This is a genomic window from Streptomyces sp. NPDC001796 (genome assembly GCF_042892355.1).
Lineage (GTDB): Bacteria > Actinomycetota > Actinomycetes > Streptomycetales > Streptomycetaceae > Streptomyces.
Map to the genome: position 1 here is coordinate 147651 of NZ_JBIAUC010000005.1, position 24639 is coordinate 172289.

Annotated in this window: 25 protein-coding genes and 3 pseudogenes; 18 read left to right on the plus strand and 10 right to left on the minus strand. The window is 71.0% G+C overall.

All coding sequences use genetic code 11. The features are described 5' to 3' along the window. Positions 1-390 precede the first annotated feature (390 nt). On the plus strand, positions 391-687 hold the full coding sequence (locus ACFYZE_RS12735; RefSeq protein ID WP_003993510.1) for a DUF4193 domain-containing protein: 297 nt from the start codon (positions 391-393) through the stop codon (positions 685-687). A 13-nt stretch (positions 688-700) separates the two neighbouring features. Continuing rightward, positions 701-1609 carry a hypothetical protein gene (locus ACFYZE_RS12740; protein ID WP_388991694.1) on the plus strand — a complete coding sequence of 303 codons (909 nt, stop codon included), beginning with the start codon at positions 701-703 and terminating at the stop codon, positions 1607-1609. Positions 1610-1615: 6 nt separating this feature from the next. On the opposite strand, the gene ACFYZE_RS12745 is transcribed toward ACFYZE_RS12740, so the two are convergent. Beyond that, positions 1616-2089, minus strand: coding sequence for a DUF3093 domain-containing protein (locus tag ACFYZE_RS12745; protein WP_388991696.1), 474 nt, complete (start codon positions 2087-2089; stop codon positions 1616-1618). A 58-nt stretch (positions 2090-2147) separates the two neighbouring features. On the opposite strand from ACFYZE_RS12745, the gene ACFYZE_RS12750 reads away from it, so the two are divergent. From ACFYZE_RS12750 to ACFYZE_RS12780, 7 genes are all read left to right on the plus strand, one after another. Continuing rightward, positions 2148-2732 carry a PaaI family thioesterase gene (locus ACFYZE_RS12750; RefSeq protein WP_388991698.1) on the plus strand — a complete coding sequence of 195 codons (585 nt, stop codon included), beginning with the start codon at positions 2148-2150 and terminating at the stop codon, positions 2730-2732. Between the two features lie 17 nt (positions 2733-2749). Next, positions 2750-3244, plus strand: a complete 495-nt coding sequence (gene dut / locus ACFYZE_RS12755; RefSeq protein WP_388992412.1) for a dUTP diphosphatase — start codon at positions 2750-2752, stop codon at positions 3242-3244. Position 3245: 1 nt separating this feature from the next. Beyond that, positions 3246-4004, plus strand: a complete 759-nt coding sequence (locus ACFYZE_RS12760; protein WP_103839165.1) for a DUF3710 domain-containing protein — start codon at positions 3246-3248, stop codon at positions 4002-4004. 228 nt (positions 4005-4232) lie between these two features. Continuing rightward, the gene (locus tag ACFYZE_RS12765) at positions 4233-6776 is read left to right on the plus strand and encodes an ATP-binding protein (protein WP_388991701.1); all 2544 of its coding nucleotides are present in this window, start codon (positions 4233-4235) and stop codon (positions 6774-6776) included. After that, positions 6773-7456: a response regulator gene (locus tag ACFYZE_RS12770; RefSeq protein WP_388991704.1), complete on the plus strand. Its 684-nt coding sequence runs from the start codon at positions 6773-6775 to the stop codon at positions 7454-7456. The genes ACFYZE_RS12765 and ACFYZE_RS12770 overlap by 4 nt, the downstream gene beginning before the upstream one ends. 77 nt (positions 7457-7533) lie before the next feature. After that, a complete protein-coding gene (locus ACFYZE_RS12775; protein WP_388991707.1) occupies positions 7534-7932 on the plus strand; it encodes an OB-fold nucleic acid binding domain-containing protein in 399 nt (132 codons plus the stop codon). Positions 7933-7935: 3 nt separating this feature from the next. Then, a complete protein-coding gene (locus tag ACFYZE_RS12780; RefSeq protein ID WP_388991710.1) occupies positions 7936-8670 on the plus strand; it encodes a DUF3159 domain-containing protein in 735 nt (244 codons plus the stop codon). Here ACFYZE_RS12780 and ACFYZE_RS12785 read toward each other — a convergent pair. The 3 genes from ACFYZE_RS12785 to ACFYZE_RS12795 are packed head-to-tail and all read right to left on the minus strand — an operon-like array spanning position 8667 to position 10258. Further along, positions 8667-8876, minus strand: a complete 210-nt coding sequence (locus tag ACFYZE_RS12785; protein ID WP_388991713.1) for a hypothetical protein — start codon at positions 8874-8876, stop codon at positions 8667-8669. The genes ACFYZE_RS12780 and ACFYZE_RS12785 overlap by 4 nt on opposite strands. 33 nt (positions 8877-8909) lie before the next feature. After that, positions 8910-9587, minus strand: coding sequence for a potassium channel family protein (locus tag ACFYZE_RS12790; RefSeq protein ID WP_388991716.1), 678 nt, complete (start codon positions 9585-9587; stop codon positions 8910-8912). After that, positions 9587-10258 carry a potassium channel family protein gene (locus ACFYZE_RS12795; RefSeq protein ID WP_388991719.1) on the minus strand — a complete coding sequence of 224 codons (672 nt, stop codon included), beginning with the start codon at positions 10256-10258 and terminating at the stop codon, positions 9587-9589. The genes ACFYZE_RS12790 and ACFYZE_RS12795 overlap by 1 nt, the downstream gene beginning before the upstream one ends. 282 nt (positions 10259-10540) lie before the next feature. On the opposite strand from ACFYZE_RS12795, the gene ACFYZE_RS12800 reads away from it, so the two are divergent. From ACFYZE_RS12800 to ACFYZE_RS12815, 4 genes and pseudogenes are all read left to right on the plus strand, one after another. Further along, a complete protein-coding gene (locus tag ACFYZE_RS12800) occupies positions 10541-12610 on the plus strand; it encodes an APC family permease (RefSeq protein ID WP_388991722.1) in 2070 nt (689 codons plus the stop codon). Positions 12611-12740: 130 nt separating this feature from the next. Next, a complete protein-coding gene (locus tag ACFYZE_RS12805) occupies positions 12741-14069 on the plus strand; it encodes a class I SAM-dependent RNA methyltransferase (RefSeq protein WP_388991725.1) in 1329 nt (442 codons plus the stop codon). Between the two features lie 67 nt (positions 14070-14136). Next, positions 14137-14325 (plus strand): annotated as a pseudogene (locus ACFYZE_RS12810) (ABC transporter); the annotation flags it as partial. A gap of 202 nt (positions 14326-14527) precedes the next feature. Then, positions 14528-15097, plus strand: coding sequence for a TetR/AcrR family transcriptional regulator (locus ACFYZE_RS12815; RefSeq protein WP_388991728.1), 570 nt, complete (start codon positions 14528-14530; stop codon positions 15095-15097). A 170-nt stretch (positions 15098-15267) separates the two neighbouring features. Here the strand turns inward: ACFYZE_RS12815 and ACFYZE_RS12820 are convergent, their stop codons facing one another. Together ACFYZE_RS12820 and ACFYZE_RS12825 are read right to left on the minus strand one after the other, a co-directional pair. After that, a complete protein-coding gene (locus tag ACFYZE_RS12820) occupies positions 15268-15465 on the minus strand; it encodes a hypothetical protein (protein WP_388991731.1) in 198 nt (65 codons plus the stop codon). 1089 nt (positions 15466-16554) lie between these two features. Beyond that, a complete protein-coding gene (locus ACFYZE_RS12825; RefSeq protein WP_388991734.1) occupies positions 16555-16914 on the minus strand; it encodes a winged helix-turn-helix transcriptional regulator in 360 nt (119 codons plus the stop codon). A gap of 123 nt (positions 16915-17037) precedes the next feature. On the opposite strand from ACFYZE_RS12825, the gene ACFYZE_RS12830 reads away from it, so the two are divergent. Further along, a complete protein-coding gene (locus ACFYZE_RS12830) occupies positions 17038-17688 on the plus strand; it encodes an FMN-dependent NADH-azoreductase (protein ID WP_388991737.1) in 651 nt (216 codons plus the stop codon). A 158-nt stretch (positions 17689-17846) separates the two neighbouring features. Here ACFYZE_RS12830 and ACFYZE_RS12835 read toward each other — a convergent pair whose 3' ends face one another. Together ACFYZE_RS12835 and ACFYZE_RS12840 are read right to left on the minus strand one after the other, a co-directional pair. Beyond that, positions 17847-18221 (minus strand): DUF2255 family protein, encoded by a 375-nt coding sequence (locus ACFYZE_RS12835; protein ID WP_388991740.1) that lies wholly within the window; start codon positions 18219-18221, stop codon positions 17847-17849. A gap of 159 nt (positions 18222-18380) precedes the next feature. Beyond that, positions 18381-19398: pseudogene (locus ACFYZE_RS12840) on the minus strand (zinc-dependent alcohol dehydrogenase family protein). A 32-nt stretch (positions 19399-19430) separates the two neighbouring features. Between ACFYZE_RS12840 and ACFYZE_RS12845 the strand changes: the two are divergent. Beyond that, the gene (locus ACFYZE_RS12845; RefSeq protein WP_388991742.1) at positions 19431-19727 is read left to right on the plus strand and encodes a hypothetical protein; all 297 of its coding nucleotides are present in this window, start codon (positions 19431-19433) and stop codon (positions 19725-19727) included. 167 nt (positions 19728-19894) lie between these two features. Here ACFYZE_RS12845 and ACFYZE_RS12850 read toward each other — a convergent pair whose 3' ends face one another. Then, entirely contained in the window at positions 19895-20671 is a 777-nt protein-coding gene (locus tag ACFYZE_RS12850) for a class F sortase (RefSeq protein ID WP_388991745.1), read from the minus strand. Between the two features lie 145 nt (positions 20672-20816). Next, complete coding sequence (locus ACFYZE_RS12855) at positions 20817-21596, minus strand: hypothetical protein (RefSeq protein ID WP_388991748.1); 780 nt, start codon at positions 21594-21596, stop codon at positions 20817-20819. Between the two features lie 534 nt (positions 21597-22130). Between ACFYZE_RS12855 and ACFYZE_RS12860 the strand changes: the two are divergent. The 3 genes and pseudogenes from ACFYZE_RS12860 to tatA form a co-directional block, all read left to right on the plus strand. Beyond that, positions 22131-22687: pseudogene (locus ACFYZE_RS12860) on the plus strand (TerD family protein); the annotation flags it as partial. A gap of 742 nt (positions 22688-23429) precedes the next feature. Beyond that, on the plus strand, positions 23430-24104 hold the full coding sequence (locus tag ACFYZE_RS12865; protein ID WP_388991751.1) for a lytic transglycosylase domain-containing protein: 675 nt from the start codon (positions 23430-23432) through the stop codon (positions 24102-24104). 260 nt (positions 24105-24364) lie between these two features. Continuing rightward, positions 24365-24631, plus strand: coding sequence for a Sec-independent protein translocase subunit TatA (gene tatA, locus ACFYZE_RS12870; protein WP_388991754.1), 267 nt, complete (start codon positions 24365-24367; stop codon positions 24629-24631). The last annotated feature ends 8 nt before the right edge of the window (positions 24632-24639 follow it).

The following is a 24639-nucleotide window of genomic DNA, read 5'->3' on the forward strand; positions in this document are numbered from 1 at the left end:
AGATTGCCGGGATCTCGCCCGACGTTCGCTTTGCGCGGAATTTTCGGGCATGGGCTCCGGTTTGGTCATGTGTGATCAATCACAAGGACATTTTTCCAGCCACTTACTCTCCGTGATGCTACGAGTGCCCACAAAGCCGGAATATCCGGGTTTTCCGGTGCCTTGATCACGGGTAGTACGCGGTGAGATGCCTTTGTACTGTGCCACCGCGACCGTGTACGGTCCGCTTCGCCATCCAAGCCGATCACTCTTGAGGAGTCCGGTTGGGTGTCGATTGAGTAACAGACCTTGATGTGAGGCAAAATCTCCGCCTCGAGGCGGGCACAAGTCCGGCCTCTCACGCGTTACGTGCGCTGGAGACACCGCAGACACCCAGAGGGGGAGAGCGAAATGGCAACGGATTACGACACCCCACGCAAGACCGACGACGACGTCGATTCCGACAGCCTGGAAGAGCTGAAGGCCCGGCGGAACGACAAGTCCGCTTCCGCCGTAGACGTCGACGAGTTCGAGGCCGCCGAGGGCCTGGAGCTGCCGGGCGCCGACCTTTCCAACGAGGAGCTGGCCGTCCGGGTGCTCCCGAAGCAGCAGGACGAGTTCACCTGCATGAGCTGCTTCCTGGTGCACCACCGCAGCCAGCTGGCCCGGGAGAAGAACGGTCAGCCGATCTGCCGCGACTGCGACTGAGGCAGGGTCGGCCGTGACCGGCTCGACCCCTCCTTGGAAGCGCCGCTTCTCGCACAGGGGAGCGGAGCAGGAGCCCGACGAGGGCTCCCACGGCGTACGTGACGACGAGCGGGGCTCTTCCGGTGAGGGAACAGCCTCGCTCGAACCGCACGCTCCGGCGGCCCCTGTGGGGCCCCTGGTGCCGGCCGATCCTCCGGCACCTGCCGCACGACGCCGTGCGGTCGCCGTCCGTCACGGAGTCCGTACAGGAGTCCGGGAGGGCGTCCGCAAGGGCGGCAGTGCCGCCAGAGCGGCTCTGGCGTATCTCGCCGACCGGATCATCGACATGGCCCCGCGCATCCCGGTACGGGACCTCGAGACCCTGCGCAGGCAGTTCCCCGGCCTCGGGCCCGAGGAGATCGCCGACAAACTCGTCGCGGGCGCGGCAGGGGCGACGGCCACGGTCGGGGCCGGAGTCGGCGCCGCGGCGATGCTGCCGGTGCCGCCCGCCATGCCGACCGAGCTGGCCGCGGAGATCACCGGCGTCGCGGCGATCGAGCTGAAGCTGATCGCCGAACTGCACGAGGTGTACGGGCTGCGGCCGCCGGGCACCCTCGCTCAGCGCAGCACCCTGTACCTGAGGTCCTGGGCCGGCGAACGTGGGATCGACATGACCAACCCCGCCACGATCGACGCCGCCCTCGGCGGGCGCATGAAGCGGGAACTGCGGCAGCGGATCATGAAACGCATGGTGCGGGACCTGCCGAACCTGATGCCGTTCATGGTGGGGGCCGCGGTGGGCGCGGTCATGAACCGCCGCGACACGCGGAGGGTCGCGCAGCGCATCCGCAAGGACCTGCGCATGATGCAGGTGCCGTGGGAGGCGCTGCCGGAACTGCCGCCCCTGGAAAAGGCACCGGGTCCCTCGCCGCTCGAGGACTGAGCGGTTCTAGACCGTGCCCCGGCTCTCCGCCCGGGCCGCCTCGATCGCCGCCGCCAGCCTCTGCGGTTCCCTGGTCGACAGGTACAGGTACGGCGTCGGGTCCGCCGGATCCGTGACCTCCACCTTCAGCGCCGTCGGAATGTACGCGCGCAGCAGCATGAAAGCCCTGGTGTCGGCCTTGTACGTGCGCCAGGCGCGGGCCTCCTCCCGGTCCAGCACCTCCGCCTCGCCGAGCACCGACACCGGGATCCTCGCCTCGCCCGCGATCAGTGCGTCGCCGACCACACGGATGCGGGGGGAGCCGTAGGAACTGGCGACGACCGCCGAGGCCGCGGTACCGCCCACCAGTCCACCGAGCAGCGGCAGCGTGCCGAACGGCAGCAGCACCAGGGCCATGGCGATGCCGACCAGGAGGCACATCAGCCACCAGGAGCGGGGCGCGGTCAGGCGTTCTTCGTACGGCGACGCGGAGAGCTGCATGGAGCCAAGCTTGGCACGGTGTCCGCGGCCCGTTCACGCGCGGGTAAGGTCTGCGCCTGTGAGTGGTACTTCCTCCGGTCTGACGCCCCCCGCCGACGCGGTGGCACCCGTACGGCACCCCGACGCCCCGGCACCGGGTGAGCCCCTCGGCGCACACTACGGACAGTGCTTCGGGTGCGGGGGAGAGCAGCCGCACGGGCTGCGTCTCGCGGCGCGGGCCGGTGACGGGGTGTCCGTCACCGCCGAGTTCACCGTCCGCCCCGCCCACCAGGGCGCGCCCGGTCTCGCCCACGGCGGGGTCCTCGCCACCGCCCTCGACGAGACCCTGGGCTCCCTGAACTGGCTGCTGCGCACCATCGCGGTCACAGGACGGCTGGAGACCGACTTCGTACGGCCCGTGCCGGTGGGTACCGTGCTGTATCTGGAGGCCGAAGTGACGGCGGTGGCGGGGCGGAAGATCTACTCGAGGGCGACCGGGCGGATCGGCGGCCCGGAGGGGCCCGTCGCCGTCTGTGCCGAGGCCCTGTTCATCGAGGTGAAGGTGGACCACTTCACCGAGCACGGCCGCCCGCAGGAGATCCGGGCGGCCATGGACGACCCGGACCGGCTCCGGCGCGTACGAGCCTTCGAGGTGAATCCGTGAGCAGCGAGCCCGTGGACGTGCTGATCCGGCGTGTCGACCCGGAGGTACCGCTTCCGGCGTACGCGCATCCCGGTGACGCGGGAGCCGATCTGCGCACCACCGTCGGCTGCGAACTCGCGCCCGGGGAACGGGCCGTTCTGCCCACCGGCGTGTCTGTGGCGCTGCCCGAGGGGTACGCGGCCTTCGTACATCCGCGGTCCGGTCTCGCCGCACGCTGCGGTGTCGCCCTCGTCAATGCCCCGGGGACGGTGGATGCCGGGTACCGTGGGGAGATCAAGGTGATCGTGGTGAATCTCGACCCGCGCGAGACCGTGCGGTTCGAGCGCTTCGACCGGATTGCCCAACTGGTCGTCCAGCAGGTCGAGAGGGTCCGCTTCCAGGAGGTCGTGGAGCTTCCCGACTCCGCGCGGGCCGAGGGGGGCTTCGGGTCCACCGGCGGTCATGCCGCCGTGGGCGGCACAACGGGTGGGAATCGATACGCTTCGGTCGTATCCGACCGGGAAGGACAGTGACGTGTTCGGACGTCGCAAGAAGAAGGGTGCCGCCGAGGACGCGGCCGGCGAGGCCGAGCAGGTCGTCGACGGTGTCGACACTGAGGCGGACGACGAGGTCGAGCGCGAGCGCGTGAGGCTGGAGCCCGAGCCCCGGCCCGACGGGCCCTGGGACGTGTCCGAGGTCCGGGAGCCCGGCGAGGGCCGGGTGGACCTGGGCGGGCTGTTCGTGCCCGGGGTCGAGGGCATGGAGCTGCGGGTCGAGGTCGCGGGTGACGCGATCGTCGCGGCGACCGTCGTGCTGCGTGACAGCGCCATCCAGCTCCAGGCGTTCGCCGCTCCCAAGCGCGAGGGCATCTGGGGCGAGGTGCGCGAGGAGATCGCCGGCGGCATCACCCAGCAGGGTGGCATCGTCGACGAGGTCGAGGGGCCGCTGGGCTGGGAGCTGCGCGCCCAGGTGCCGGTGCAGCTGCCGGACGGCACGAGCGGGTTCCAGGTCGTGCGGTTCGTCGGCGTGGACGGTCCCCGCTGGTTCCTGCGCGGCGTGATCTCCGGGCAGGGCGCCGTGCAGCCGCAGGCCGCCGGCCTGCTCGAGCAGATCTTCCGCGACACGGTCGTGGTCCGCGGCGAGGGCCCCATGGCACCGCGCGACCCGATCGTCCTGAAACTGCCGAACGACGCCCAGATGGTGCCCGAGGGCGTCCAGCAGGAGGAGGGCTCCCGCTTCTCCGGCGGCATGGGCCAGCTGCAGCGCGGCCCGGAGATCACCGAGGTCCGCTGACAGCCGGGGCACCGCCGCCGACGGGCACACCACGGGGCCGCACCCCTTGCCGAGGGGGCGGCCCCACATGCTTTCCCCACGCCGGACGCCGGTCCACAGGGGGGGTATCAGGGTTGCGTCAAAGATGCCCGACCCTCCGTGCCCTGTCCCATATGCCGTGATTATTGGCCGTAAGGTCGACGCAGCGTGCGCAGCTGCGGCGGCGAGACACCGGAAGACAATGGGGCCATGGGACGCGGCAAGCTTCGGATCTACCTCGGTGCGGCACCGGGTGTCGGCAAGACCTACGCCATGCTGTCCGAGGCGCACCGGCGCGTCGAGCGGGGCACGGACTGCGTGGTCGGCTTCGTGGAGCACCACGGCCGGTCCCGTACCGAGGTGATGCTGCACGGACTGGAGCAGGTCCCGCGCAGGGAGCTGGAGTACCGCGGAGGCTTCTTCACGGAGATGGACGTGGACGCCGTGCTGCGCCGCGCCCCCGCCGTCGCCCTGGTGGACGAACTCGCCCACACCAATGTCCCCGGCTCCCGCAACGCCAAGCGCTGGCAGGACGTCGAGGAGCTGCTGGCCGCGGGGATCGACGTCGTCTCCACCGTCAACATCCAGCACCTGGAGTCACTCGGCGACGTCGTGGAGTCGATAACGGGCATACGGCAGCGTGAGACCGTCCCCGACGAGGTGGTGCGGCGCGCCGACCAGATAGAGCTCGTCGACATGTCTCCGCAGGCCCTGCGCCGCCGCATGGCGCACGGCAACATCTACCAGCCCGACAAGATCGACGCCGCCCTGTCGAACTACTTCCGGCCCGGAAACCTGACCGCCCTGCGCGAGCTGGCCCTGCTGTGGGTGGCGGACCGGGTCGACGAATACCTGAACGAGTACCGCAGCCAGCACCATGTGTCGGCGATCTGGGGCTCCCGCGAGCGGATCGTCGTCGGGCTCACCGGCGGCCCCGAGGGCCGGACCCTGATCCGCCGCGCCGCCCGTCTCGCGGAGAAGGGCGCCGGCGGCGAGGTGATGGCCGTCTACATCGCCCGCAGCGACGGACTCACCTCCGCCTCGCCCAAGGAACTGGCCGTCCAGCGCACCCTCGTCGAGGACCTGGGCGGCACCTTCCACCACGTGGTGGGCGACGACATCCCGGCGGCGCTGCTCGACTTCGCCCGCGGGGTGAACGCCACCCAGATCGTCCTCGGCTCCTCGCGCCGCAAGGCCTGGCAGTACGTCTTCGGGCCCGGCGTCGGCGTCACGGTCGCCCGCGAGTCCGGGCCCGACCTCGACGTGCACATCGTCACCCACGAGGAGGTCGCCAAGGGCCGCGGTCTGCCGGTCGCGCGGGGCGCCCGCCTCGGCCGTACGCGCATCCTCGCCGGCTGGCTGGCCGGCGTCCTCGGCCCGGTCGTCCTGGCGCTGCTGCTGAACACCGTCGACCTGGGCCTCGCCAACGACATGCTGCTGTTCCTGGCGCTGACCGTGGCGGCGGCCCTGCTCGGCGGGCTCCTCCCGGCGCTCGCCTCGGCGGCCTTGGGTTCGTTCCTGCTGAACTACTACTACACGCCCCCGCTGCACAGGCTGACGATCGCCGACCCCCGGAACATCGTCGCCATCGCGATCTTCGTCGCGGTCGCGGTGTCGGTGGCCTCGGTGGTGGACCTCGCCGCCCGTCGCACCCACCAGGCGGCCCGGCTGCGCGCCGAGTCCGAGATACTCTCCTTCCTCGCGGGCAGCGTGCTGCGCGGCGAGACCAGCCTGGAAGCGCTCCTCGAGCGGGTGCGGGAGACCTTCGGCATGGAGTCCGCGGCGCTGCTGGAGCGCGAGAGCGACGTCGAGCCCTGGACCTGTGCGGGCAGCGTCGGCCCCGGCGCCCCGGTCGGGCGGCCCGAGGACGCCGACGTGGACGTGCCCGCCGGGGACCACATGGCGCTCGCGCTGTCCGGGCGTGTCCTGCCCGCCTCCGACCGCCGAGTGCTGGCCGCCTTCGCCGCGCAGGCCGCGGTGGTCCTGGACCGGCGGCGTCTGCAGCAGGAGGCGGAACAGGCCCGCACCCTCGCCGAGGGCAACCGCATCCGCACCGCCCTGCTGGCCGCCGTCAGCCATGACCTGCGCACCCCGCTCGCGGGCATCAAGGCGTCGGTGACCTCCCTCAGGTCGGACGACGTGGAGTGGTCCGAGGAGGACCGCGCGGAGCTGCTGGCGGCGATCGAGGAGGGCGCCGACCGGCTCGACCACCTGGTCGGCAACCTGCTCGACATGTCGCGGCTCCAGACCGGCACCGTCACCCCGCTGATCCGGGAGATCGACGTCGACGAGGTGGTCCCGATGGCGCTCGGCGGGGTGCCGGAGGACAGCGTGGAGCTCGACATCCCGGAGACGTTGCCGATGGTCGCCGTGGACGCCGGGCTGCTGGAGCGCGCGGTGGCGAACCTCGTCGAGAACGCGGTCAAGTACAGCCCCCTCGGCGCATCCGTCCTGGTCGCCGCCAGCGCCCTCGCCGACCGGGTGGAGGTGCGCGTCGTCGACCGCGGCCCCGGCGTCCCCGACGAGGCGAAGGAACGCATCTTCGAGCCCTTCCAGCGCTACGGCGACGCCCCCCGCGGCTCCGGCGTCGGCCTCGGCCTCGCGGTGGCCCGCGGCTTCGCCGAGGCCATGGGCGGCACTCTGAACGCGGAGGACACCCCTGGCGGAGGGCTCACGATGGTCCTCACCCTGCGGGCCGTGAACGGCGCCCACCACTCCGTACGAGTCGCCGAACCAGAAAGGCAGACCACATGACCCGGGTGCTCGTGGTCGATGACGAGCCGCAGATCGTGCGCGCCCTCGTGATCAACCTTAAGGCGCGCAAGTACGACGTCGACGCGGCCACCGACGGCGCGACCGCGCTCCAGCTCGCCGCCGCCCGCCACCCCGACGTCGTGGTGCTGGACCTCGGACTGCCCGACCTGGACGGCGTCGAGGTGATCAAGGGGCTGCGCGGCTGGACCCGGGTGCCGATCATCGTGCTGTCCGCCCGCCACTCCTCCGACGAGAAGGTCCAGGCGCTGGACGCGGGTGCCGACGACTACGTCACCAAGCCGTTCGGCATGGACGAGCTGCTGGCCCGCCTGCGCGCCGCGGTCCGCCGTGCGGAGCCGAACGGGGGCGGCGAGGACGACGTGATCGTGGAGACCGAGGGCTTCACCGTCGACCTGGCCGCGAAGAAGGTCAACCGGGACGGGAAGGACGTGCGCCTCACCCCCACGGAGTGGCACCTGCTGGAGGTGCTGGTCCGCAACACGGGCCGCCTGGTCAGCCAGAAACAGCTGCTGCAGGAGGTGTGGGGGCCGTCGTACGGGACGGAGACGAACTACCTGCGGGTGTACATGGCGCAGCTGCGGCGGAAGCTGGAGGCGGACCCGTCGCACCCCCGGCACTTCATCACGGAGCCGGGGATGGGGTACCGGTTCGAGAGGTGAGCCGGGATCCGGGCGGGGCAGCGAGGGGCCCGTGCCGCCGGTGCGTCCGTGCCGGCGCCCCCCGGTACGCTTTCTGTATGAGCGCTGTTTCTCGTTCCGAGAAGCCGGTGGGCCGCCTCCGGCGCATGCTGGACCGGCTCTCCTCGTCGCAGGAGGATCTGGAGTCCGAGGAACTGCGGGAGGACGCCGAGACCGCGGGCTGTACGCGGATCGGCGACTGCCACGACCGGCAGATCGTCACGGTTACTGGTACCTTGCGCACGGTCACGCTGCGCCCCCGGGCCGGTGTCCCGGCGCTGGAGGCCGAGCTGTTCGACGGCTCGGCCGCGCTGGACGTGGTGTGGCTCGGCAGGCGCTCGATCGTCGGGATAGAGCCGGGACGCAAGCTGATCGCGTCCGGCCGGATCTCGATGAGCCGGGGCCGCAGAGTGCTGTTCAACCCCAAGTACGAACTCAGACCGCTCGGACGGGAGTAGCCGGTGACGTCACTCGAGAAGCCGACCGAAGGCGCCCAGCATGATTCGCGGGCGGTGACCGAGGCCGCGCTCTTCGAGGCGTTCGGCGGGGTCCGCGGCATGGTCGAGACCGTGGTGCCCGGCCTGTTCTTCGTCACGATCTTCACCATCAACAAGAACCTGCACTGGTCGGCGATCGTCGCGCTCGCGGTGTCCCTGCTGCTGGTGGTGGTCCGCCTCGCCATGCGGGACACCGTGAAGCACGCGTTCAGCGGTGTCTTCGGCGTGGCGTTCGGCGTGGTCTTCGCGATGATGACCGGCAACGCGAAGGACTTCTACCTGCCGGGCATGCTCTACACGCTGGGCCTCGGCCTCGCGTACATCATCACCACGCTCGCCGGGGTCCCGCTGATCGGCCTGATCCTCGGCCCGGTCTTCAAGGAGAACCTCTCCTGGCGCACGCGCAACCCGGGCCGTAAGAGGGCCTACGCCAAGGCCAGCTGGGCCTGGGGGCTGATCCTGCTCGGCAAGTGCGCGATCCTGTTCCCCCTGTACTGGTGGGCGAACACAGCCCAACTGGGCTGGGTACTGATCGCGCTGAAGATCCCGCCTTTCCTGCTCGCCGTGTGGCTGACGTGGGTGTTCCTGGCGAAGGCGCCCGCGCCGATCGACGTGTTCGCGGAGATGGAGGCGGAGGAGGCCGCGCAGGCGGCTGCCGCCAAGAGCGAAGGGGCCGGGCGGCACCGCCGGGAGGCCTAGTCCCCGGTGATGGGGTGGCCGTCCGGGGGTTGCCGCCGCCGGACTCCCGCTGCGGCCCGAACGGCCTCGTCCTCGAATTCCCCCTGCGGGCAGGCGGGCAGCCCCCGGACGGGCTGGATGTCGCCGACCCCGGCCATCGGGCCGCCCACTGAGGGGTGCACCACTGCGCCACTCGACGGCGCGTCACTCAGGAGTGCGCCGGACATGCCGGGCGCACCCGAGGCCCGCGCCCTCTCGGCCTAGCCCGCCGCGTCCTCCTTGCGCACCGACAGCAGTTCCTCCAGCTGGCCCTCGCGTGCCTGGGCCGCCACGAAGAGCAGTTCGTCGCCCGCCTCCAGGGAGTCCTCCTGGGACGGGGTCAGGACCCGGGTGCCGCGGATGATCGTCACCAGGGACGTGTCCTCGGGCCACTGCACATCGCCCACCTGCGTACCGGCCAGGGCCGACTCGGGCGGCAGGGTCAGCTCGACCAGGTTCGCGTCGCCATGGCTGAAGCGGAGCAGGCGGACCAGGTCGCCGACGCTCACCGCCTCCTCCACCAGCGCCGACATCAGGCGCGGGGTGGACACGGCCACGTCCACGCCCCACGCCTCGTTGAACAGCCACTCGTTCTTCGGGTTGTTGACCCGGGCGACGACGCGCGGGACGCCGTACTCCGTCTTCGCCAGCAGCGACACGACCAGGTTCACCTTGTCGTCGCCCGTCGCGGCGATCACCACGTTGCAGCGCTGGAGCGCCGCCTCGTCCAGGGACGTGATCTCACAGGCGTCGGCCAGCAGCCACTCCGCCTGCGGGACGCGCTCGACCGAGATCGCGGTCGGCGCCTTGTCGATGAGAAGGACCTCGTGGCCGTTCTCCAGCAGTTCGCCCGCGATCGAGCGACCGACCGCGCCGGCACCGGCAATAGCGACCCTCATCAGTGACCGCTCTCCTCTTCAGGGCCCTCGGCGAACGCCGACTCGACCTTCTCGACGTCGTCTGTCCGCATCATCACGTGCACGAGGTCGCCCTCCTGCAGCACCGTCTGCGAGGTGGGCAGCATGGCCTCGCCCAGCCGGGTGAGGAACGCCACCCGGACGCCGGTCTCCTCCTGCAGCTTGCTGATCTTGTGGCCGACCCACTTCGGCGACGCGTGCACCTCGGCGAGCTGGACGCCGCCGGTGGGGTCGCGCCACAGCGGCTCCGCACCGGACGGCAGCAGACGCCGCAGCATCTGGTCCGCCGTCCAGCGGACCGTGGCGACGGTCGGGATGCCGAGCCGCTGGTACACCTCGGCGCGGCGGGGGTCGTAGATCCGGGCCGCGACGTTCTCGATGCCGAACATCTCACGGGCGACCCGCGCCGCGATGATGTTCGAGTTGTCGCCGCTGGAGACGGCGGCGAAGGCGCCGGCCTCCTCGATGCCCGCCTCGCGCAGGGTGTCCTGGTCGAAGCCGACGCCGGTGACACGACGGCCGCCGAACCCGGAGCCCAGTCGTCGGAAGGCGGTGGGGTCCTGGTCGATCACGGCGACCGTGTGCCCCTGTTGCTCAAGGGTCTGGGCCAGAGCGGAGCCCACTCTTCCGCAGCCCATGATGACGATGTGCACGACCGTCCTTCCGATGTCAATGGTTACGACTCAGTCCAAACAGGTTCTCAGACCGCCGCCCAAGCTACACACGCGCGGTCCTGCAGGGGACCCCCGTGCACCATGCCGGACCCGTCGTGCGGGCGACCTGAGAGCCGGCAGCCGAGAGGGTTTTGTCATGGAGGCATGCCGAACTCCTCACCTGCGGAATCCGCAGCGCGCCCCCGCGCGTATTTCACTCGTGAGGCAGATCTCCTCCGGCGGGTGGAGGGGGGCCCGAACGACCCCTTACGATCCTCTCTTGTGTCCAAACTGACCGACGTGCCCAAACGGATCCTGATCGGGCGCGCACTGCGCAGCGACCGGCTCGGAGAAACGCTCCTGCCGAAGCGCATCGCACTCCCCGTCTTCGCCTCCGACCCGCTCTCCTCCGTCGCGTACGCGCCCGGAGAAGTCCTGCTGGTCCTCTCCATCGCGGGCGTGTCGGCCTACCACTTCAGCCCCTGGATCGCCGTCGCCGTCGTCGTGCTCATGTTCACGGTGGTCGCCTCCTACCGGCAGAACGTGCACGCGTACCCCAGCGGCGGCGGCGACTACGAGGTGGCCACCACCAACCTCGGCCCCAAGGCCGGCCTCACCGTAGCCAGCGCCCTGCTCGTCGACTACGTCCTCACGGTCGCCGTGTCGATCTCGTCCGGCATCGAGAACCTGGGCTCCGCGATCCCGTTCGTCGTCGAGCACAAGGTGTTCTGCGCGGTAGCCGTGGTCCTGCTGCTCACGCTGATGAACCTGCGCGGCGTCAAGGAGTCCGGCACGCTGTTCGCGATCCCGACCTACGTCTTCGTCGCGGGCGTCTTCATCATGATCGCGTGGGGCGCGTTCCGCGGGCTGGTCCTGGACGACACCATGCGGGCGCCGACGGCCGCCTACCACATCAAGGCCGAGCACCAGGGCATAGCGGGCTTCGCGCTCGTCTTCCTCCTCCTGCGCGCCTTCTCCTCCGGCTGCGCCGCGCTCACCGGCGTGGAGGCGATCTCCAACGGCGTCCCGGCCTTCCGCAAGCCCAAGTCGAAGAACGCGGCGACCACGCTCGCGATGATGGGCCTGCTCGCCGTCACCATGTTCTGCGGCATCATCGTCCTCGCCATGACGACCAAGGTCCGCATGGCCGAGAACCCGGCCACCGACCTGATCCACAACGGCAGCCCGCTCGGCTCCGGATACGTGCAGAACCCGGTGATCTCGCAGGTGGCCGAGGCCGTCTTCGGCAAGGGCAGCTTCCTGTTCGTGGTCCTTGCCGCCGCCACCGCGCTGGTGCTGTTCCTCGCCGCGAACACCGCCTACAACGGCTTCCCGCTGCTCGGCTCGATCCTCGCCCAGGACCGCTACCTGCCGCGCCAGCTGCACACCCGCGGCGACCGCCTCGCCTTCTCCAACGGCATCGTGCTCCTCGCCGGCGCGGCGACGCTGCTGATCTTCATCTACGGCGCCGACTCGACCCGGCTGATCCAGCTCTACATCGTGGGCGTGTTCGTGTCCTTCACGCTCAGCCAGACCGGCATGGTGAGGCACTGGAACCGCCACCTGGCCGTGGAGGAGGACCAGCTCAAGCGCCGCCACATGATCCGCTCCCGCGCCATCAACGCCTTCGGCGCCTTCTTCACCGGCCTGGTGCTGGTGGTCGTCCTGGTCACGAAGTTCACGCACGGCGCCTGGGTCGCCCTGCTGGGCATGTGCATCTTCTACGTGACGATGACCGCGATCCGCCGCCACTACGACGGCGTGGCCGAGGAGCTCGCCGCGCCCGAGGGCCCCAGCGACGACAGCGTGCGCCCCTCCCGGGTCCACTCGGTGGTCCTCATCTCCAAGATCCACCGCCCCACGCTGCGCGCACTCGCCTACGCCAAACTGCTGCGCTCCGACAGCCTGGAGGCACTCAGCGTCAACGTCGACCCGGCGGAGACGAAGGCGCTGAGGGAGGAGTGGGAGCGGCGCGGCATCGACGTACCGCTGAAAGTCCTCGACTCGCCGTACCGGGAGATCACCCGTCCCGTGATCGAGTACGTCAAGGGCCTGCGCCGCGAGTCCCCGCGCGACGCCGTCTCCGTGATCATCCCCGAGTACGTGGTGGGCCACTGGTACGAGCATCTGCTGCACAACCAGAGCGCGCTGCGGCTCAAGGGCCGGCTGCTGTTCACGCCGGGCATCATGGTGACCTCGGTGCCGTACCAGCTGGCGTCCTCCGAGGCGGCCAAGCGGCGGGCCCGCAAGCGGCAGGAGTGGAACGCGCCGGGTGCGGTGCGGCGCGGTCCGGCTCAGGAGCGGACGCGGGAGTCCTCATCATCCCAGGCGTCCCAGGCCTCGCAGAGCTGAGTCCCGCCCACCATGGTGAACGGCCGGACGGCACCCACGTAGACTGGTGGGCTGTTGTCCGGCCGAGCCGTTGACGCGCCGTCGTCGTGTTCGCGCCCCTTCCCCGCATCTGGATCTGGAGTCGCCCCCCATGCAGGCAGAACCGAAGAAGTCGCTGGTGGGGGAGGAGTACGAGGTCGAGATCGGCCCCGTCGCCCACGGCGGCCACTGCATCGCCCGTACGGACGCCGGTCAGGTCCTCTTCGTCCGGCACGCACTGCCCGGCGAGCGGGTCGTGGCGCGGGTGACCGAGGGCGAGGAGGGAGCCCGTTTCCTGCGCGCGGACGCCGTACGCGTGCTGGAGGCGTCGAAGGACCGCGTGGAGGCCCCCTGCCCCTACGCCGGCCCCGGCCGTTGCGGTGGCTGCGACTGGCAGCACGCCAAGCCGGGCGCGCAGCGCCGGCTGAAGGCCGAGGTGATCGCCGAGCAGCTGAGCCGGCTCGCGGGTCTCACGCCCGAGGAGGCGGGCTGGGACGGCACGGTGGTGCCGGCCGAGGGCGACAAGCTGCCCGCCGGCCAGGTGCCCCAGTGGCGTACGCGGGTGCAGTACGCGGTGGACGCCTCCGGCAGGGCGGGCCTGCGTCGGCACCGCTCGCACGAGGTGGAGCCGATCGACCACTGCCTGATCGCCGCCGAGGGCGTCAGCGAGCTGGGCATCGAGAAGCGGGACTGGACGGGCATGGACTCCGTCGAGGCGATCGCGGCGACGGGCTCCCAGGACCGCCAGGTCATCCTGACCCCGAAGCCGGGCGCGCGCCTGCCGCTGGTGGAACTGGACAAGCCGGTCTCCGTCCTGCGCGTGGACGAGAAGACGGGCGGCATCCACCGCGTCCACGGCCGCCCCTTCGTCCGCGAACGCGCCGACGGCCGTACGCACCGCGTCGGGGCCGGCGGCTTCTGGCAGGTCCACCCCAAGGCGGCGGACACCCTGGTCACGGCGGTGATGCAGGGCCTGCTGCCGCGCAAGGGCGACATGGCGCTCGACCTGTACTGCGGTGTCGGCCTCTTCGCGGGCGCGCTGGCCGACCGGATCGGCGAGAAGGGCGCGGTGCTCGGCATCGAGTCGGGCAGGCGCGCGGTCGAGGACGCCCGGCACAACCTCGCCGACTTCCCGCGCGTCCGCATCGAACAGGGCAAGGTCGAGTCGGTCCTGCCGCGCACGGGCATCACGGAGGTCGACCTGATCGTCCTCGACCCGCCACGGGCAGGCGCGGGCCGCGGGACGGTCGCCCACCTCTCCTCGCTGGGCGCACGCAGGATCGCCTACGTCGCCTGCGACCCGGCCGCCCTGGCACGGGACCTGGCGTACTTCCGGGAGGGCGGGTACGGGGTGCGGACGCTGCGGGCGTTCGATCTGTTTCCGATGACGCATCACGTGGAGTGCGTGGCGATTCTTGAGCCCGCTGCGAAGAACCGCTGACCTGCTATTTCCTCTGAGATGACGCTCCTTCCGACGGGGTGCCACCTTGCGGCCGGACTCATTCGGCGGTGTCCGCTCGATCCTCTACTACGACGCGCGGGCCGAAGCCGGTCTGACCCGGGGCAGGGTGATGATGGCCGCCGGCCTCGCGGCGGCTGCGCTGTTCGGATTCGGCGTGACGGGCTGGTGCGACCGCAGGGGGCTGCACCGCATCCCCGCCGCGACGAAGCCCGAGAAGACCGCCGCCCTGACGTAGCGGACCCGCGATCCACTCCGGACGGGGCCACGGTGCGGGGTGGCCCCCGTGAGCGCCGCCCGCGGGCGCGACACGCACACACTCAGGGCTCGGCGACGGTGCCTGTCCCCCCGGGCCGTCGCCGACCCTCGGGCCAGACGTCCCGGTCGAGGTAGTAAACCGATCGGTTTATATTTCTCCCGAATCGGGTTAACCTCACGGTATGGGCACCGAAGTGAAGGCAAGTCCCCGAGAGCGGCTCCTGGAGGCGGCGGCCACACTCACCTACCGCGACGGCGTCAGCATCGGCATCGAGGCGCTGTGCAAGGCGGCGGGGGTGTCGAAGCGCTCCATGTACCAGCTGTTCGAGAGCAAGGACGAGCTCCTGGCGGCGAGCCTGGAGGAACGGGCTTCCGCCTTCGTGGCGACACTCCTGCCCGCGGCGGACGATGGCCGTTCACCCCGCGAGCGGATCCTGCACGTCTTCGAGCAGGTGGAACTGCAGGCGGGTGCGCCCGAGTTCCGGGGCTGCCGGTATCTGGCGGTGCAGATCGAGCTCAAGGACCGGAGTCACCCTGCGAGCCGGGTGGCCCACCGGGTCAAGGGAAACCTGACGGCCTTCTTCCGGGCCGAGGCCGAACAGGGCGGAGCGGATGATCCCGACCTGCTGGCCCGACAGCTCAGCCTGGTCTTCGACGGCGCCAGCGCCCGCGCGGGGATCGGAGCCGACAACCTCACCGGGCTCATCGCCCCCACGGTGGCCACCCTGCTCGATGCGGCAGGCGTGCGCTGACGCATCACCTTTTCGAGTGGGCCCGGCGACTGATGGGCCCGAGGGGCTGACGCCCACCTCCGGCACCCGGAGCAGGCTCGACGGCCTTACCAGCTTGCCTCCCGGCACCCGGAGCAGGACCGACGGCCTTACCACCTTCCCTCCCGGCACCAGGAGCAGGACCGACGGCCTTACCGGCTTCCCTCCCTGCAACCGGAGGGAAGCCCGACGGTCGTAAGGGTGTTGATCAGCATGCCGTGCGCGAGGAAGGCCGTGGCCTCCTCGGCATCTACCCCCGGCGGCGGGTGCGCGGTTTCCCAGAGGCTCATCCAGCCGGCCCGGACGAGCTCGCCGATCCGGCCATCACCCTGCGCCTCGGCAGCTGCCACGAGGGAGTGTCCCTGCATCTCATCTGCATCTACAGCCGCATCTGCGTCTGCAAGGTGCCGTAGTAGCCCCTGAGCGCGAACTCAACCCGGAGGGGTCACCTGCACCACCCCCGGAAGTCCCCGTCGAAGGCGAGGTCCGCGTCGAGCCTCCAGCCCAGCGCCGTGTAGAAGTCCTTCGCCCGGTCCTCGGCGAACGGGCTGTGCCGTGTTCCAGCGTAGACACGCGTTCGATCAGGCCACACGTGGACGCTCGCCCACTTCGCCGCCGGCGGATCACGAAGGGCGCCGTCCGAAAGGCATCAGCAGCCGTGTGGGTATCGGTGTCGCCGGGATGCCCGGCCGGTGCCCTTACGAGCCCAGCCGTGATCGGCGTTCAGGGCGGCCCGCCTTCGGGGTGCGCTGGCGCGTCGGGCCAGTGAACCGGCGGTGTAGCGCAGCTTCGGCTTCGGGTCGGTCGCCGCCGCGACGATCGCCCTGACGACGGTGGCGGGGGTGAGCGATGTGTTTCACGACGCCGGCGGCGTCTTCCACCACGCCGGCACCGACGCCCGGGTGCCGGGCCCTGATCCGCAACACGCCAGCACTCCAGGACGAAGAGAAGCCGGGGGAGCGGCACGTGGCGGAGGCCCGGATCGAGTCCGACGTTCCAGCGCAGCGCGCACGGCCGCGCGTCCCGGGCTGTCGTCCGGTCCGCAGGGGCCAACGGACAGGACACGCGGGAACAGGCCGCACCGGGCAGGACGATGGCATGGACAGGACAAGTACAGGAGGGACGTCAGAGACTTATGGTCCCTTCAGGAGGTCACCACACGGCTTCCGGGACGGCTGGATCCCGCGACCACCTGGTTCTCCTCGGCCGAGGATCTGGCGAGCGCCCTGCGGCGGGCGGCGGCAGCCCACGGCGAGCACGAAGCGCGCATCGGTGCGGAGGATCCGAACTGGCCGGACTGGTACGCGCGGTACATGGTGAGCGAGCAGGCCGGGACGGAACCGCCCTCGTGAGCCGGCGGATGCCGAGCCGGCGGGTGCGCGGTCCAGGACCGTACCAGGGCACTGCCGGGCGATCGAGTGAAGGCCGCCGCTCTTCCCCTACTCCCCGCAGGGCGCTGCGTCCGGCAGATGTTTCTGCGCCCACTCGCCGAGTTCCTTGAGCGAGGGCTCCAGTGCGGCTCCGGCCTCGGTCAGGCGGTACGAGACCCGCAGCGGCGGTCCTTCGTCGACCTCGCGCACGACGAGCCCCGCGGCCCCGAGTTCCGCGAGCCGGTCGGAGAGCATGCGTTCACTGATGCCGGGGATGGCCCGGCGCAGGTTGGCGAAGTGCGCCGGGCGGCCCATCAGGACGGACAGGATCGGGCCGTTCCAGCGCTTTCCGAGCACTTGGAAGACGCGCGTGATGCCGTCGTCCACGCGCTTGCACGCATCCGGGTCATGGGTCTGCTCCACCGCCATGGGATCAGGGTACTACCTCACCGTAGGCGAGTGAGAAAAAGTAAGTACCTGTGTTATATGTAGTTGGGTACAAAACCTCAGCCCGCCCGTGTTTCGCTCCGGGCTCGTTCTTTGGAGACACTCATGGCCACCCTGCTCCACATCGACTCATCCGTCTTCCCGGGCGAGGCGTCCGCCTCCCGCGCCGTCACGGACGCCTTCCGCTCGGCCTGGCAGGAGCAGCACCCCGACGGCACGGTGATCTACCGTGACCTGGCGGCGAACCCCGTGCCCCACATCACCGCGGCCGCCCACACAGCCGGCTTCGCCGATCCCGCCGCGCACACGGCCGAGCAGGCGGCCGAATTCGCCGCCCGCGTGAAGCTGATCGAGGAACTGGAGCAGGCGGACGCGGTCCTCATCGGCGCCCCGATGTACAACTACACAATCCCGTCGACCCTGAAGGCGTGGCTGGACAACGTGATCCTGATCGGCCGTACGGCGGGCGACACCCCCTCCGCCAAGGGCACCCCGGTCACCGTCGTGGCCAGCCGCGGCGGCTCCTACGCGCCGGGCACCCCCCGCGAGTCCTACGAGTACGTCCAGAACTACCTGACGGCGGTCCTCGCCGACGCTCTCGGCCTCGACGTCGACTTCATCGTGCCGGAACTGACCATGGCCCCGCACAACCCCGCCATGGCCGAACTCGTGCCCCTCTTCGAGGACTCCCGTGACCGCGCCCTCCGGGAGGCGGCCGCCAAGGCCAAGGCCGTGGCGGAACGCCTCGCCGCGTAGGAGCGGCGCGAGGAGGGCGGCCGCCGAGCCGGGCTCGGCGGCCACTCCGGCCTCGCCAGGAGCCCAGCCCAGGCAGACCTGCTTCTTCCTCAGCCCGCTGGAGGCCGTCGACGCGCGGCAACCGGTGGGCTTCCTCGGGCGGTTCGCCTCGGTCGGGGTCAGCCGGTCGGGACGAGCTTGAGGGTCGTGTCCCGCGAGGCCACCATCGGGCTGACGTAACCGGCCCCGTAACGGCCGTACTTGGCGCGGTATGCGGCGTCGATGCGGTCGTTGACGTCGGTGTCGGTGACCTCGACGAAGCTGACGTCCTTGGCGACGCCGCCGGAGCGGATGCGGCCGGCGTGGCTCGCCCGGGCCGCGCGGTACCAGGAGCCGGCGCTGCCCCGGTAGGAGCGGACGTAGAGGTCGTCGCCGTCGCGGACGACCCAGATCGGCACCGGTTTGCGCGGCGTTCCGTCGCTGCGCAGGGGCGCCATCTCGAGCTCGTCGGCGTGCCCGATGCGGTCGAGTTCGTCGTTCGTCCAGGTCGTCATCGGCACGTCTCCTTCTTGGTTGGGGGCGCGGGTCTTGGAGCGACACCGCCGAGTCGGCGGCTGGGCCGCGGCCGTACAACGGGGCGTTGGGCCTCGCGGGCGTGAGCGCTGACGGGGGAACGGGCGCACGCCCACGAGTGGACTGGGGGCAGGACGGGCTCAGGGCTTGAGCAGGGTCTTGATGGCGCGGCGCTCGTCCATCGCCTTGTAGCCCTCGGCGACCTGCTCCAGGGGCAGGGTGAGGTCGAAGACCTTGCCGGGGTTGATACGGCCTTCGAAGACCCGCTGGATGAGGTCGGGCAGGTAGCCGCGCACGGGAGCGGGGCCGCCGCGCAGACCGACGTGGGAGAAGAACAGCTCCTGGCCGTCGATCGCGACATCGTGCGGGACGCCGACGAAGCCGACGTTGCCGCCCGGGCGAGTCGAGCGCAGGGACTGCTGCATAGCCTCGGGCGTGCCGACGCACTCCAGGACGCTGTCGGCGCCGACGCCGCCGGTCAGGTCCTTGACGCGGGCGATGCCTTCTTCGCCGCGCTCGGTGACGATGTCGGTGGCGCCGAACTCCAAACCCAGCTTCTGCCGGCTCGCGTGCCGGCTCATGGCGATGATCCGCTCGGCGCCGAGCTCCTTGGCGGCGATCACACCGCACAGGCCCACCGCGCCGTCACCAACCACCACGGCGGTGGAGCCGGGCCTGACCTCGGCGGCCTTGGCGGCCCACCAGCCGGTGCCCATGACGTCCGACAGCGCCAGCAGGCTGGGCCAGAAGCCCTCGGCCGGGTGCTCGTCGGTGGCGACGAGGGTGCCCTGCGCGTTGGGGATGCGCACGTAGTCGGCCTGGCAGGTGCTCATGAACTCGCGGTGCACGCAGTTGGACTGGTAGCCCGCCCGGCAGTTCGCGCACGTGTTGTCGGAGGTGGCGAAGGAGCCGATGACGAACTGCCCCGGCTTCACCGAGGTGACCTCGCTGCCGACCTCCTCCACGATGCCGACGTATTCGTGGCCCATCGGGTGGGGGGCCTCCACGGGCTCCACCCCGCGGTAGGGCCCACAGGTCCGAGCCGCACACACAGGTGACGACGGTACGGATGATCGCGTCGGTCGACTCGATGATCTCCGGCTCGGGAACGTCCTCCACCCGGATGTCACCGGGGGCGTGAATGACAGTTGCTCGCATGACTCTTTTTCCTGGTCTGTTCTTTCGGAAGGGTGGGGCCGGTCGCGCGGCGACCACGCGCCGCAGACGGTGCGGTTCCGCCGCCACCCGACATCGCCACCGCCGAGCGCCTCGGCGCCCGCGTGGCCGAGCAGACCGCGTTCTTCCTCGCCTCGCGGCCGGTGCTGTGGTTCCTGTTCCTGTTCAACGGCGCCGTCGCCGCGTTCTGCGCCGTCGCCGTCGACGGCACCCAGGGACTCATGGCCGCCGCGGGAATGGGAGTCGTGTCGCTCGGATCGGGCTTCGGTCTCCTGCAGAAGCGGGGAAGGCCGCAGCCGGAGAGAGCCTGACCGGACAGCTCGTGGTGCAGCCCGCTACATCCTTCGTCCGGGAGTGCGCTCCCTCGTGCCGGCGCGCGCCGCTGTCCGCGCCGGGCCGAGGGCGGGCGCGGACAGCGGCGCGTCACGGACGACCGGTCACCAGGTGTCCCGGGCCGCCCGTCCGCCCCGCCGCGTGGTCATGCCGCGGGGCGCTTGACCGACGCGAGATGGGCGAACACCACCACGTTGGCCTCGTAGTCGTGAGCGCTGCGGTTGTAGTCGCCGCCGCAGGTGATCAGCCGGAGCTGAGGGGTCGGAGCGTCGGCGTACACACGGTTGTCCGGGAAGCCGGCCTTGCTGAAGGTCTCGACCGAGTCGACCTTGAACCTGGCGATGGTGCCGTCCGCGCGGGTGATGTCCACCTTGCTGCCCGGTTTGAGGGTGCGCAGCAGGACGAACACCGCCGGGCCGGTCTTGGTGTCGACGTGCCCCACCACGATCGACGTGCCCCGCTCGCCCGGCGAGGCGCCGCCCCGGTACCAGCCCACCAGGTTGGTGTTGCTCCCGGGCGGCGGGTTGAGGTGCCCGGAGGCCCCCAGGGAGAGTTCCGTGAACGGCGCGTCCACTCCGATCTGCGGAATCTCGATCCGCTTCGGCGCCGACCGCGGCAGCCCCTGCTTCTGCGGACTCGCCGTGGCGTCCGGCCGCGGAGCCACCGGGGTGACGGCCGACGGCGGGGCGGCGTCCTCGGGCGGAGCGGCGTCCACCGGAGGGTCCAGATTCGCGGGCGAGACGGCTACCGCGGGCGGGGCCCCCGGCTTGGGGTCCGCAGGAGTGCCGGTCAGTGAGTTGTGGATGAGCAGAACGCCCACCCCCACCGCCACGGCCGGCCACAGCAGTGCTCGGCCGGCGGTACGGCGGGGCGCGGCTCCGCTCCGCGGCCGATCCGGTGGGGTGGGCTGCGAGAGGGCCATCGGACAGTGCCTCTTCATCGACGGGGGTGAGGATCGGACTTCAGGGGCCGGCAGCGGCCGACACAAGTGCCGAAGCCGCGGACGCCGTCACCCTTTCCAGGGCGACGGCGGCCGCGACCGCGCAGCAACCGGCGAGGGCCGCCGATCAGGCACCGGCGACACTCGACGCGCCCCGGCGCCGCAGCATGTACGCCCCCGCGCCGAGGCCGCCGAGGAGCAGCACCGAGCCCGCAGCCAGGCCGCTGCCGGACTCCGCCAGCCCGCCGCCACCGGCCTTCACCCCACCGCGGGGCTTCTTCGAGGCGCGCTCCTCGCTCCCGCTCGCGCCCTCCTCCTCGTCGCCCTTCGACCGCGATCCGCCATGGGCGCGCTCGCCGCCCTGCTCGTCGTCCTGCGAGGACTGCTCGTCCTCGCCCGACCAGCCACCCTCCTCCTGCTTGGCCATGGCCAGGGCGCCGCCACCGGCCTTCACCCCACCGCGCGGCTTGTCCTTCGAATGGCCGTGCTCCTTGCCCTTCGACTCCCCACCCTTGGCGTTGTCGCCCTCCTCGCCCTTCTCCTCGCCCTTGGACTCCTCGCCCTTGTCCTCGGCCTTGTACTCCTCGCTCTTGCCGCCGTGCTCCTCGCCCTTCTCCTCGCCCTTCTCCTCGCCCTTGGACTCCTCGCCCTTGGACTCCTCGCTCTTGCCGCTGTACTCCTCGTCCTTGGATTCCTCGCCCCTGCCGCCGTACTCCTCGTCCTTGGATTCCTCGCCCTTGTGGTGGCCGTGCTCCTTGCCCTTGTGGCCGCCGTGCTCCTCGCCGCCGTAGGAACCGCCGTCCGCGGCCCGAAGCTCGGGCACCGTCAGGGCGTACGCGGCGGGAGCGGAGAACACGACGGCAGCGGCGATCGCCGCGGAGGCGAACATGGTCCGGGTCGCTCGCATGAGAGGTAGTCCTTTCATCGCCACCACGAAGGCCGACACCACGTCGGCACGGGAAATCGCAGCGGTGACGTGATCACCTTCAACCCGAGGACCGCCTCTCACCACCGCAGAACACGGCAACGGAGCTAGCTCGTACTCCCTCCGGGTGCCTGCGGGCCGAAAAGTAACCCGGTCGGCAGCACCCCCGTCAGTACTAGTCCGACCACGAATGGACGCAGGGCGGGCGCGCGTCCGGACATCGATGTGCCGCACTCGTCGCCCCGATGACGCGGCATCAGGTCCCCGCACGACTTGGCGGCCGGCCGCTCCGTGCGCGAAGGCATGTTCGACGGTTGTTCAACTCCTCGCGCTGCGCGGTCATTTGGGGTGAGTCACGCGTCGCCCTTGGTCCGCCTGCGACGCGGCCCGCATGGGTCCGCCCGGGTGACGGTCCTCCTCGCTTGCTTTGTCTCTTGCGCAATCCGGGAACTGATTGGCGTCCGGAAGCGTCGATCATGGTGGACGCGGACGACGACATGGCCGTGGAGGACGTCGATGGGTGTGGCCCTGACCAAGGGCGGCAACGTGTCGCTGAGCAAGCAGGCCCCCGGCCTGACCGCCGTGACGGTGGGACTGGGCTGGCAGGCGGACACGGGCTACGAACCGGACGCCGGCGCACTGCTGTGCGACCGGAGCGGCAAGGTGCTGTCCGACGAGCACTTCGTCTTCTTCAACAACCTGAGCAGCCCGGACGGGGCGGTCCGCCACTGTGGCAGCGGCGGGCCGACCGGCGGTGACGACCAGCAGATCCACGTCGACCTCATAGGGTCCCGGATGAGGTCACCAGGATCGTCTTCCTGGTGTCGCTCTACGACGCCCCGGCCCGCGGCCAGGCCTTCGAGCACCTCGGCGGCGCATACATCCGCGTCGTCGACGAGGAGGGCGGCGCCGAACTGGCCCGCTACGACCTCGCGACCGCCGGTCTGTCCGCGGAAACCGCCCTGGTCTTCGGCGAGTTGTACCGGCACGGCGCGGAGTGGAAGTTCCGCGCCGTCGGCCAGGGCTACGCCTCCGGGGCGGCGGGCATCGCCGCCGACTACGGCGTGAACGTGCTCAAGGAGAGCGCGAGCCCGGTGCCGCCCGTAACCGTCGCCAAGTCCCCGGCGATGACCGGTCCGTCGCTTCCGTCCGCCCCCACCACCGCCCCGCAGCCGCAGGCGGTCACCACGCCGTCGCAACCCCCAGGGAGTTCCCCCGTGACCTGCTTCTTCGACCCGACCCACGGCCCCGGCACGACGACGGTGACCTGGTCGCCGCAGTGGGGCGTGCCCCGGCAGATCCAGACCTGCGGCGGCTGTGCGCAGCGCGTGCAGACGACGGTGCCGCCGTTCTACACCCCGCCCCAGCAGGGCTACCCCCAGCCCGTACAGCAGGGCTATCCGCAGCCTGTACAGCAGGGTTACCCGCAGTCCGTGCAGCAGGGGTATCCGCAGCAGGGCCACCCCGACCAGTACGCGGACCATCACCAGCACGGGGGCGGCCGCCGCTTCGGCACGGGCGCGCTCATCGGTGCGGGCGCGGCCGGACTGATCGGCGGGGCGCTGCTCAACGAGGCGTTCGACGACGACGAACCGGAGGTCGTGGTCAACAACTACTACGAGGACTGACGATGCGGGCGGCGGGACCGGAGAGGACGTCGGGGCCCGCGCCCCGCGCACGCCACCGACTGTCGCGCACGCGGGCCTCAATGCGCCGGATGCAGAAGGGGCGGGAGTACGTTCGGCACGGGCACACGGTGCGTCGGGTGTCCGCCGGTTCCCCGAGTGCGAAGGCGCAGGGGGAGAGGGGCGAGAGATGGCCGAGTCCCGGCTGCGGCGAAAGTGGCTTCCCCTGCTGGTGCTGGCCCTCGCCCTGTACGTCATCGTCCGCGCCGCCGGCACCCCGCAGTCCAGCGCGCCGCCCCCGGCCGACGCGTCCACCCCCGCCCCCGCTCCGTCATCCGCCTCCCCCTCTCCGAGTGCGTCCGCGTCGAAGAGCGCGTCGGCGTACGACCCGGCCGACTACGCCCCGCAGGTACGGGCCCGGGCCCGCCAGGCGGGGATCGACGCCCGGCTGCTGATGGCGATCCTCTACAACGAGGCCTACAAACCGCACGATCCCGTCCTGGAACGGGCCTGGCAGAAGTACAAACCGGATGCGTCCTTCGGCATCGCCGACATGCACCGCGCCACCTTCGACGCGGTCAAACAGGGCCGGGACTTCGCCGGTCGCCGCTGGGAGGACCTGCCCGACGACCGGGACCTGGCCATCGAGTCCGCGGCCTGGTACCTGCACGACCTGGCCGCGCAATTGCCCACCACCTGGCCCGCCTCCTACACCAAGGACGACCTGCTGGCCCTCGGCTACAACGCAGGCGTGGGCAACATGCTCGCCTTCGCGCGCGGAGCGGCCCCGGGCACCCAGGCCCGCTCCTACCTCGACCGCCTGCACGCCAACTGGACGAAGGCGGGCCAGGCGGTCGGGCCCTAGCGTTCTGACACCCGTACGAGAGGTCGGCGCACGGGTCGTCGTCGGCGGAGCGGGCGTCGGCCGCCACCGAGGAGGGCAGGGAGGCGGGTGTGGGGGAGGCCGAGGGGCCGGCGTGCTGCGCCTTCATCCGCGAGACTCATACGGAGGGGACGGCCGGCGCCGCCTGACGGTTGTACAGTTGCGCAATATAGCAATAATCTGAGGTGGTGCCGCGCGCCCGGCGGGCACTCCGGTCCTGGGAAGAGAAGGGGTGGGCGGGGATGCTCCGCAATGGCCTGGAACCCTGGCATCTGCTGATCGTGGCGATCGTCATCATCCTGCTGTTCGGTTCCAGGAAGCTCCCGGACACCGCTCGCGCGCTGGGCAAGTCGATGCGCATCCTCAAGAGCGAGGCCAAGGCCATGAAGGAGGACGGCGACACCGCGCAGTCCTCCTCGGGCGAGCCGTCGGCGCAGCGCCTGATCCAGGCGGCCCCCGGGGAGACTGCCTCGGCCCGCCCGGTGGGGGAGAGCGACACCGCCCGCTGAACTCCTGG

What these genes read in the sequence shown, in the direction of transcription:
- ACFYZE_RS12785 (WP_388991713.1), bottom strand. Translation starts at nt 8,876, where the DNA reads ATGTCCGGCGCACTCCTGAGTGACGCGCCGTCGAGTGGCGCAGTGGTG.
- ACFYZE_RS12815 (WP_388991728.1), top strand. Translation starts at nt 14,528, where the DNA reads ATGGGCACCGAAGTGAAGGCAAGTCCCCGAGAGCGGCTCCTGGAGGCG.
- ACFYZE_RS12790 (WP_388991716.1), bottom strand. Translation starts at nt 9,587, where the DNA reads ATGAGGGTCGCTATTGCCGGTGCCGGCGCGGTCGGTCGCTCGATCGCG.
- ACFYZE_RS12765 (WP_388991701.1), top strand. Translation starts at nt 4,233, where the DNA reads ATGGGACGCGGCAAGCTTCGGATCTACCTCGGTGCGGCACCGGGTGTC.
- tatA (WP_388991754.1), top strand. Translation starts at nt 24,365, where the DNA reads ATGCTCCGCAATGGCCTGGAACCCTGGCATCTGCTGATCGTGGCGATC.
- ACFYZE_RS12770 (WP_388991704.1), top strand. Translation starts at nt 6,773, where the DNA reads ATGACCCGGGTGCTCGTGGTCGATGACGAGCCGCAGATCGTGCGCGCC.
- ACFYZE_RS12745 (WP_388991696.1), bottom strand. Translation starts at nt 2,089, where the DNA reads ATGCAGCTCTCCGCGTCGCCGTACGAAGAACGCCTGACCGCGCCCCGC.
- ACFYZE_RS12855 (WP_388991748.1), bottom strand. Translation starts at nt 21,596, where the DNA reads ATGCGAGCGACCCGGACCATGTTCGCCTCCGCGGCGATCGCCGCTGCC.
- ACFYZE_RS12735 (WP_003993510.1), top strand. Translation starts at nt 391, where the DNA reads ATGGCAACGGATTACGACACCCCACGCAAGACCGACGACGACGTCGAT.
- ACFYZE_RS12850 (WP_388991745.1), bottom strand. Translation starts at nt 20,671, where the DNA reads ATGGCCCTCTCGCAGCCCACCCCACCGGATCGGCCGCGGAGCGGAGCC.
- ACFYZE_RS12825 (WP_388991734.1), bottom strand. Translation starts at nt 16,914, where the DNA reads ATGGCGGTGGAGCAGACCCATGACCCGGATGCGTGCAAGCGCGTGGAC.
- ACFYZE_RS12830 (WP_388991737.1), top strand. Translation starts at nt 17,038, where the DNA reads ATGGCCACCCTGCTCCACATCGACTCATCCGTCTTCCCGGGCGAGGCG.
- ACFYZE_RS12805 (WP_388991725.1), top strand. Translation starts at nt 12,741, where the DNA reads ATGCAGGCAGAACCGAAGAAGTCGCTGGTGGGGGAGGAGTACGAGGTC.
- ACFYZE_RS12835 (WP_388991740.1), bottom strand. Translation starts at nt 18,221, where the DNA reads ATGACGACCTGGACGAACGACGAACTCGACCGCATCGGGCACGCCGAC.
- ACFYZE_RS12865 (WP_388991751.1), top strand. Translation starts at nt 23,430, where the DNA reads ATGGCCGAGTCCCGGCTGCGGCGAAAGTGGCTTCCCCTGCTGGTGCTG.
- ACFYZE_RS12775 (WP_388991707.1), top strand. Translation starts at nt 7,534, where the DNA reads ATGAGCGCTGTTTCTCGTTCCGAGAAGCCGGTGGGCCGCCTCCGGCGC.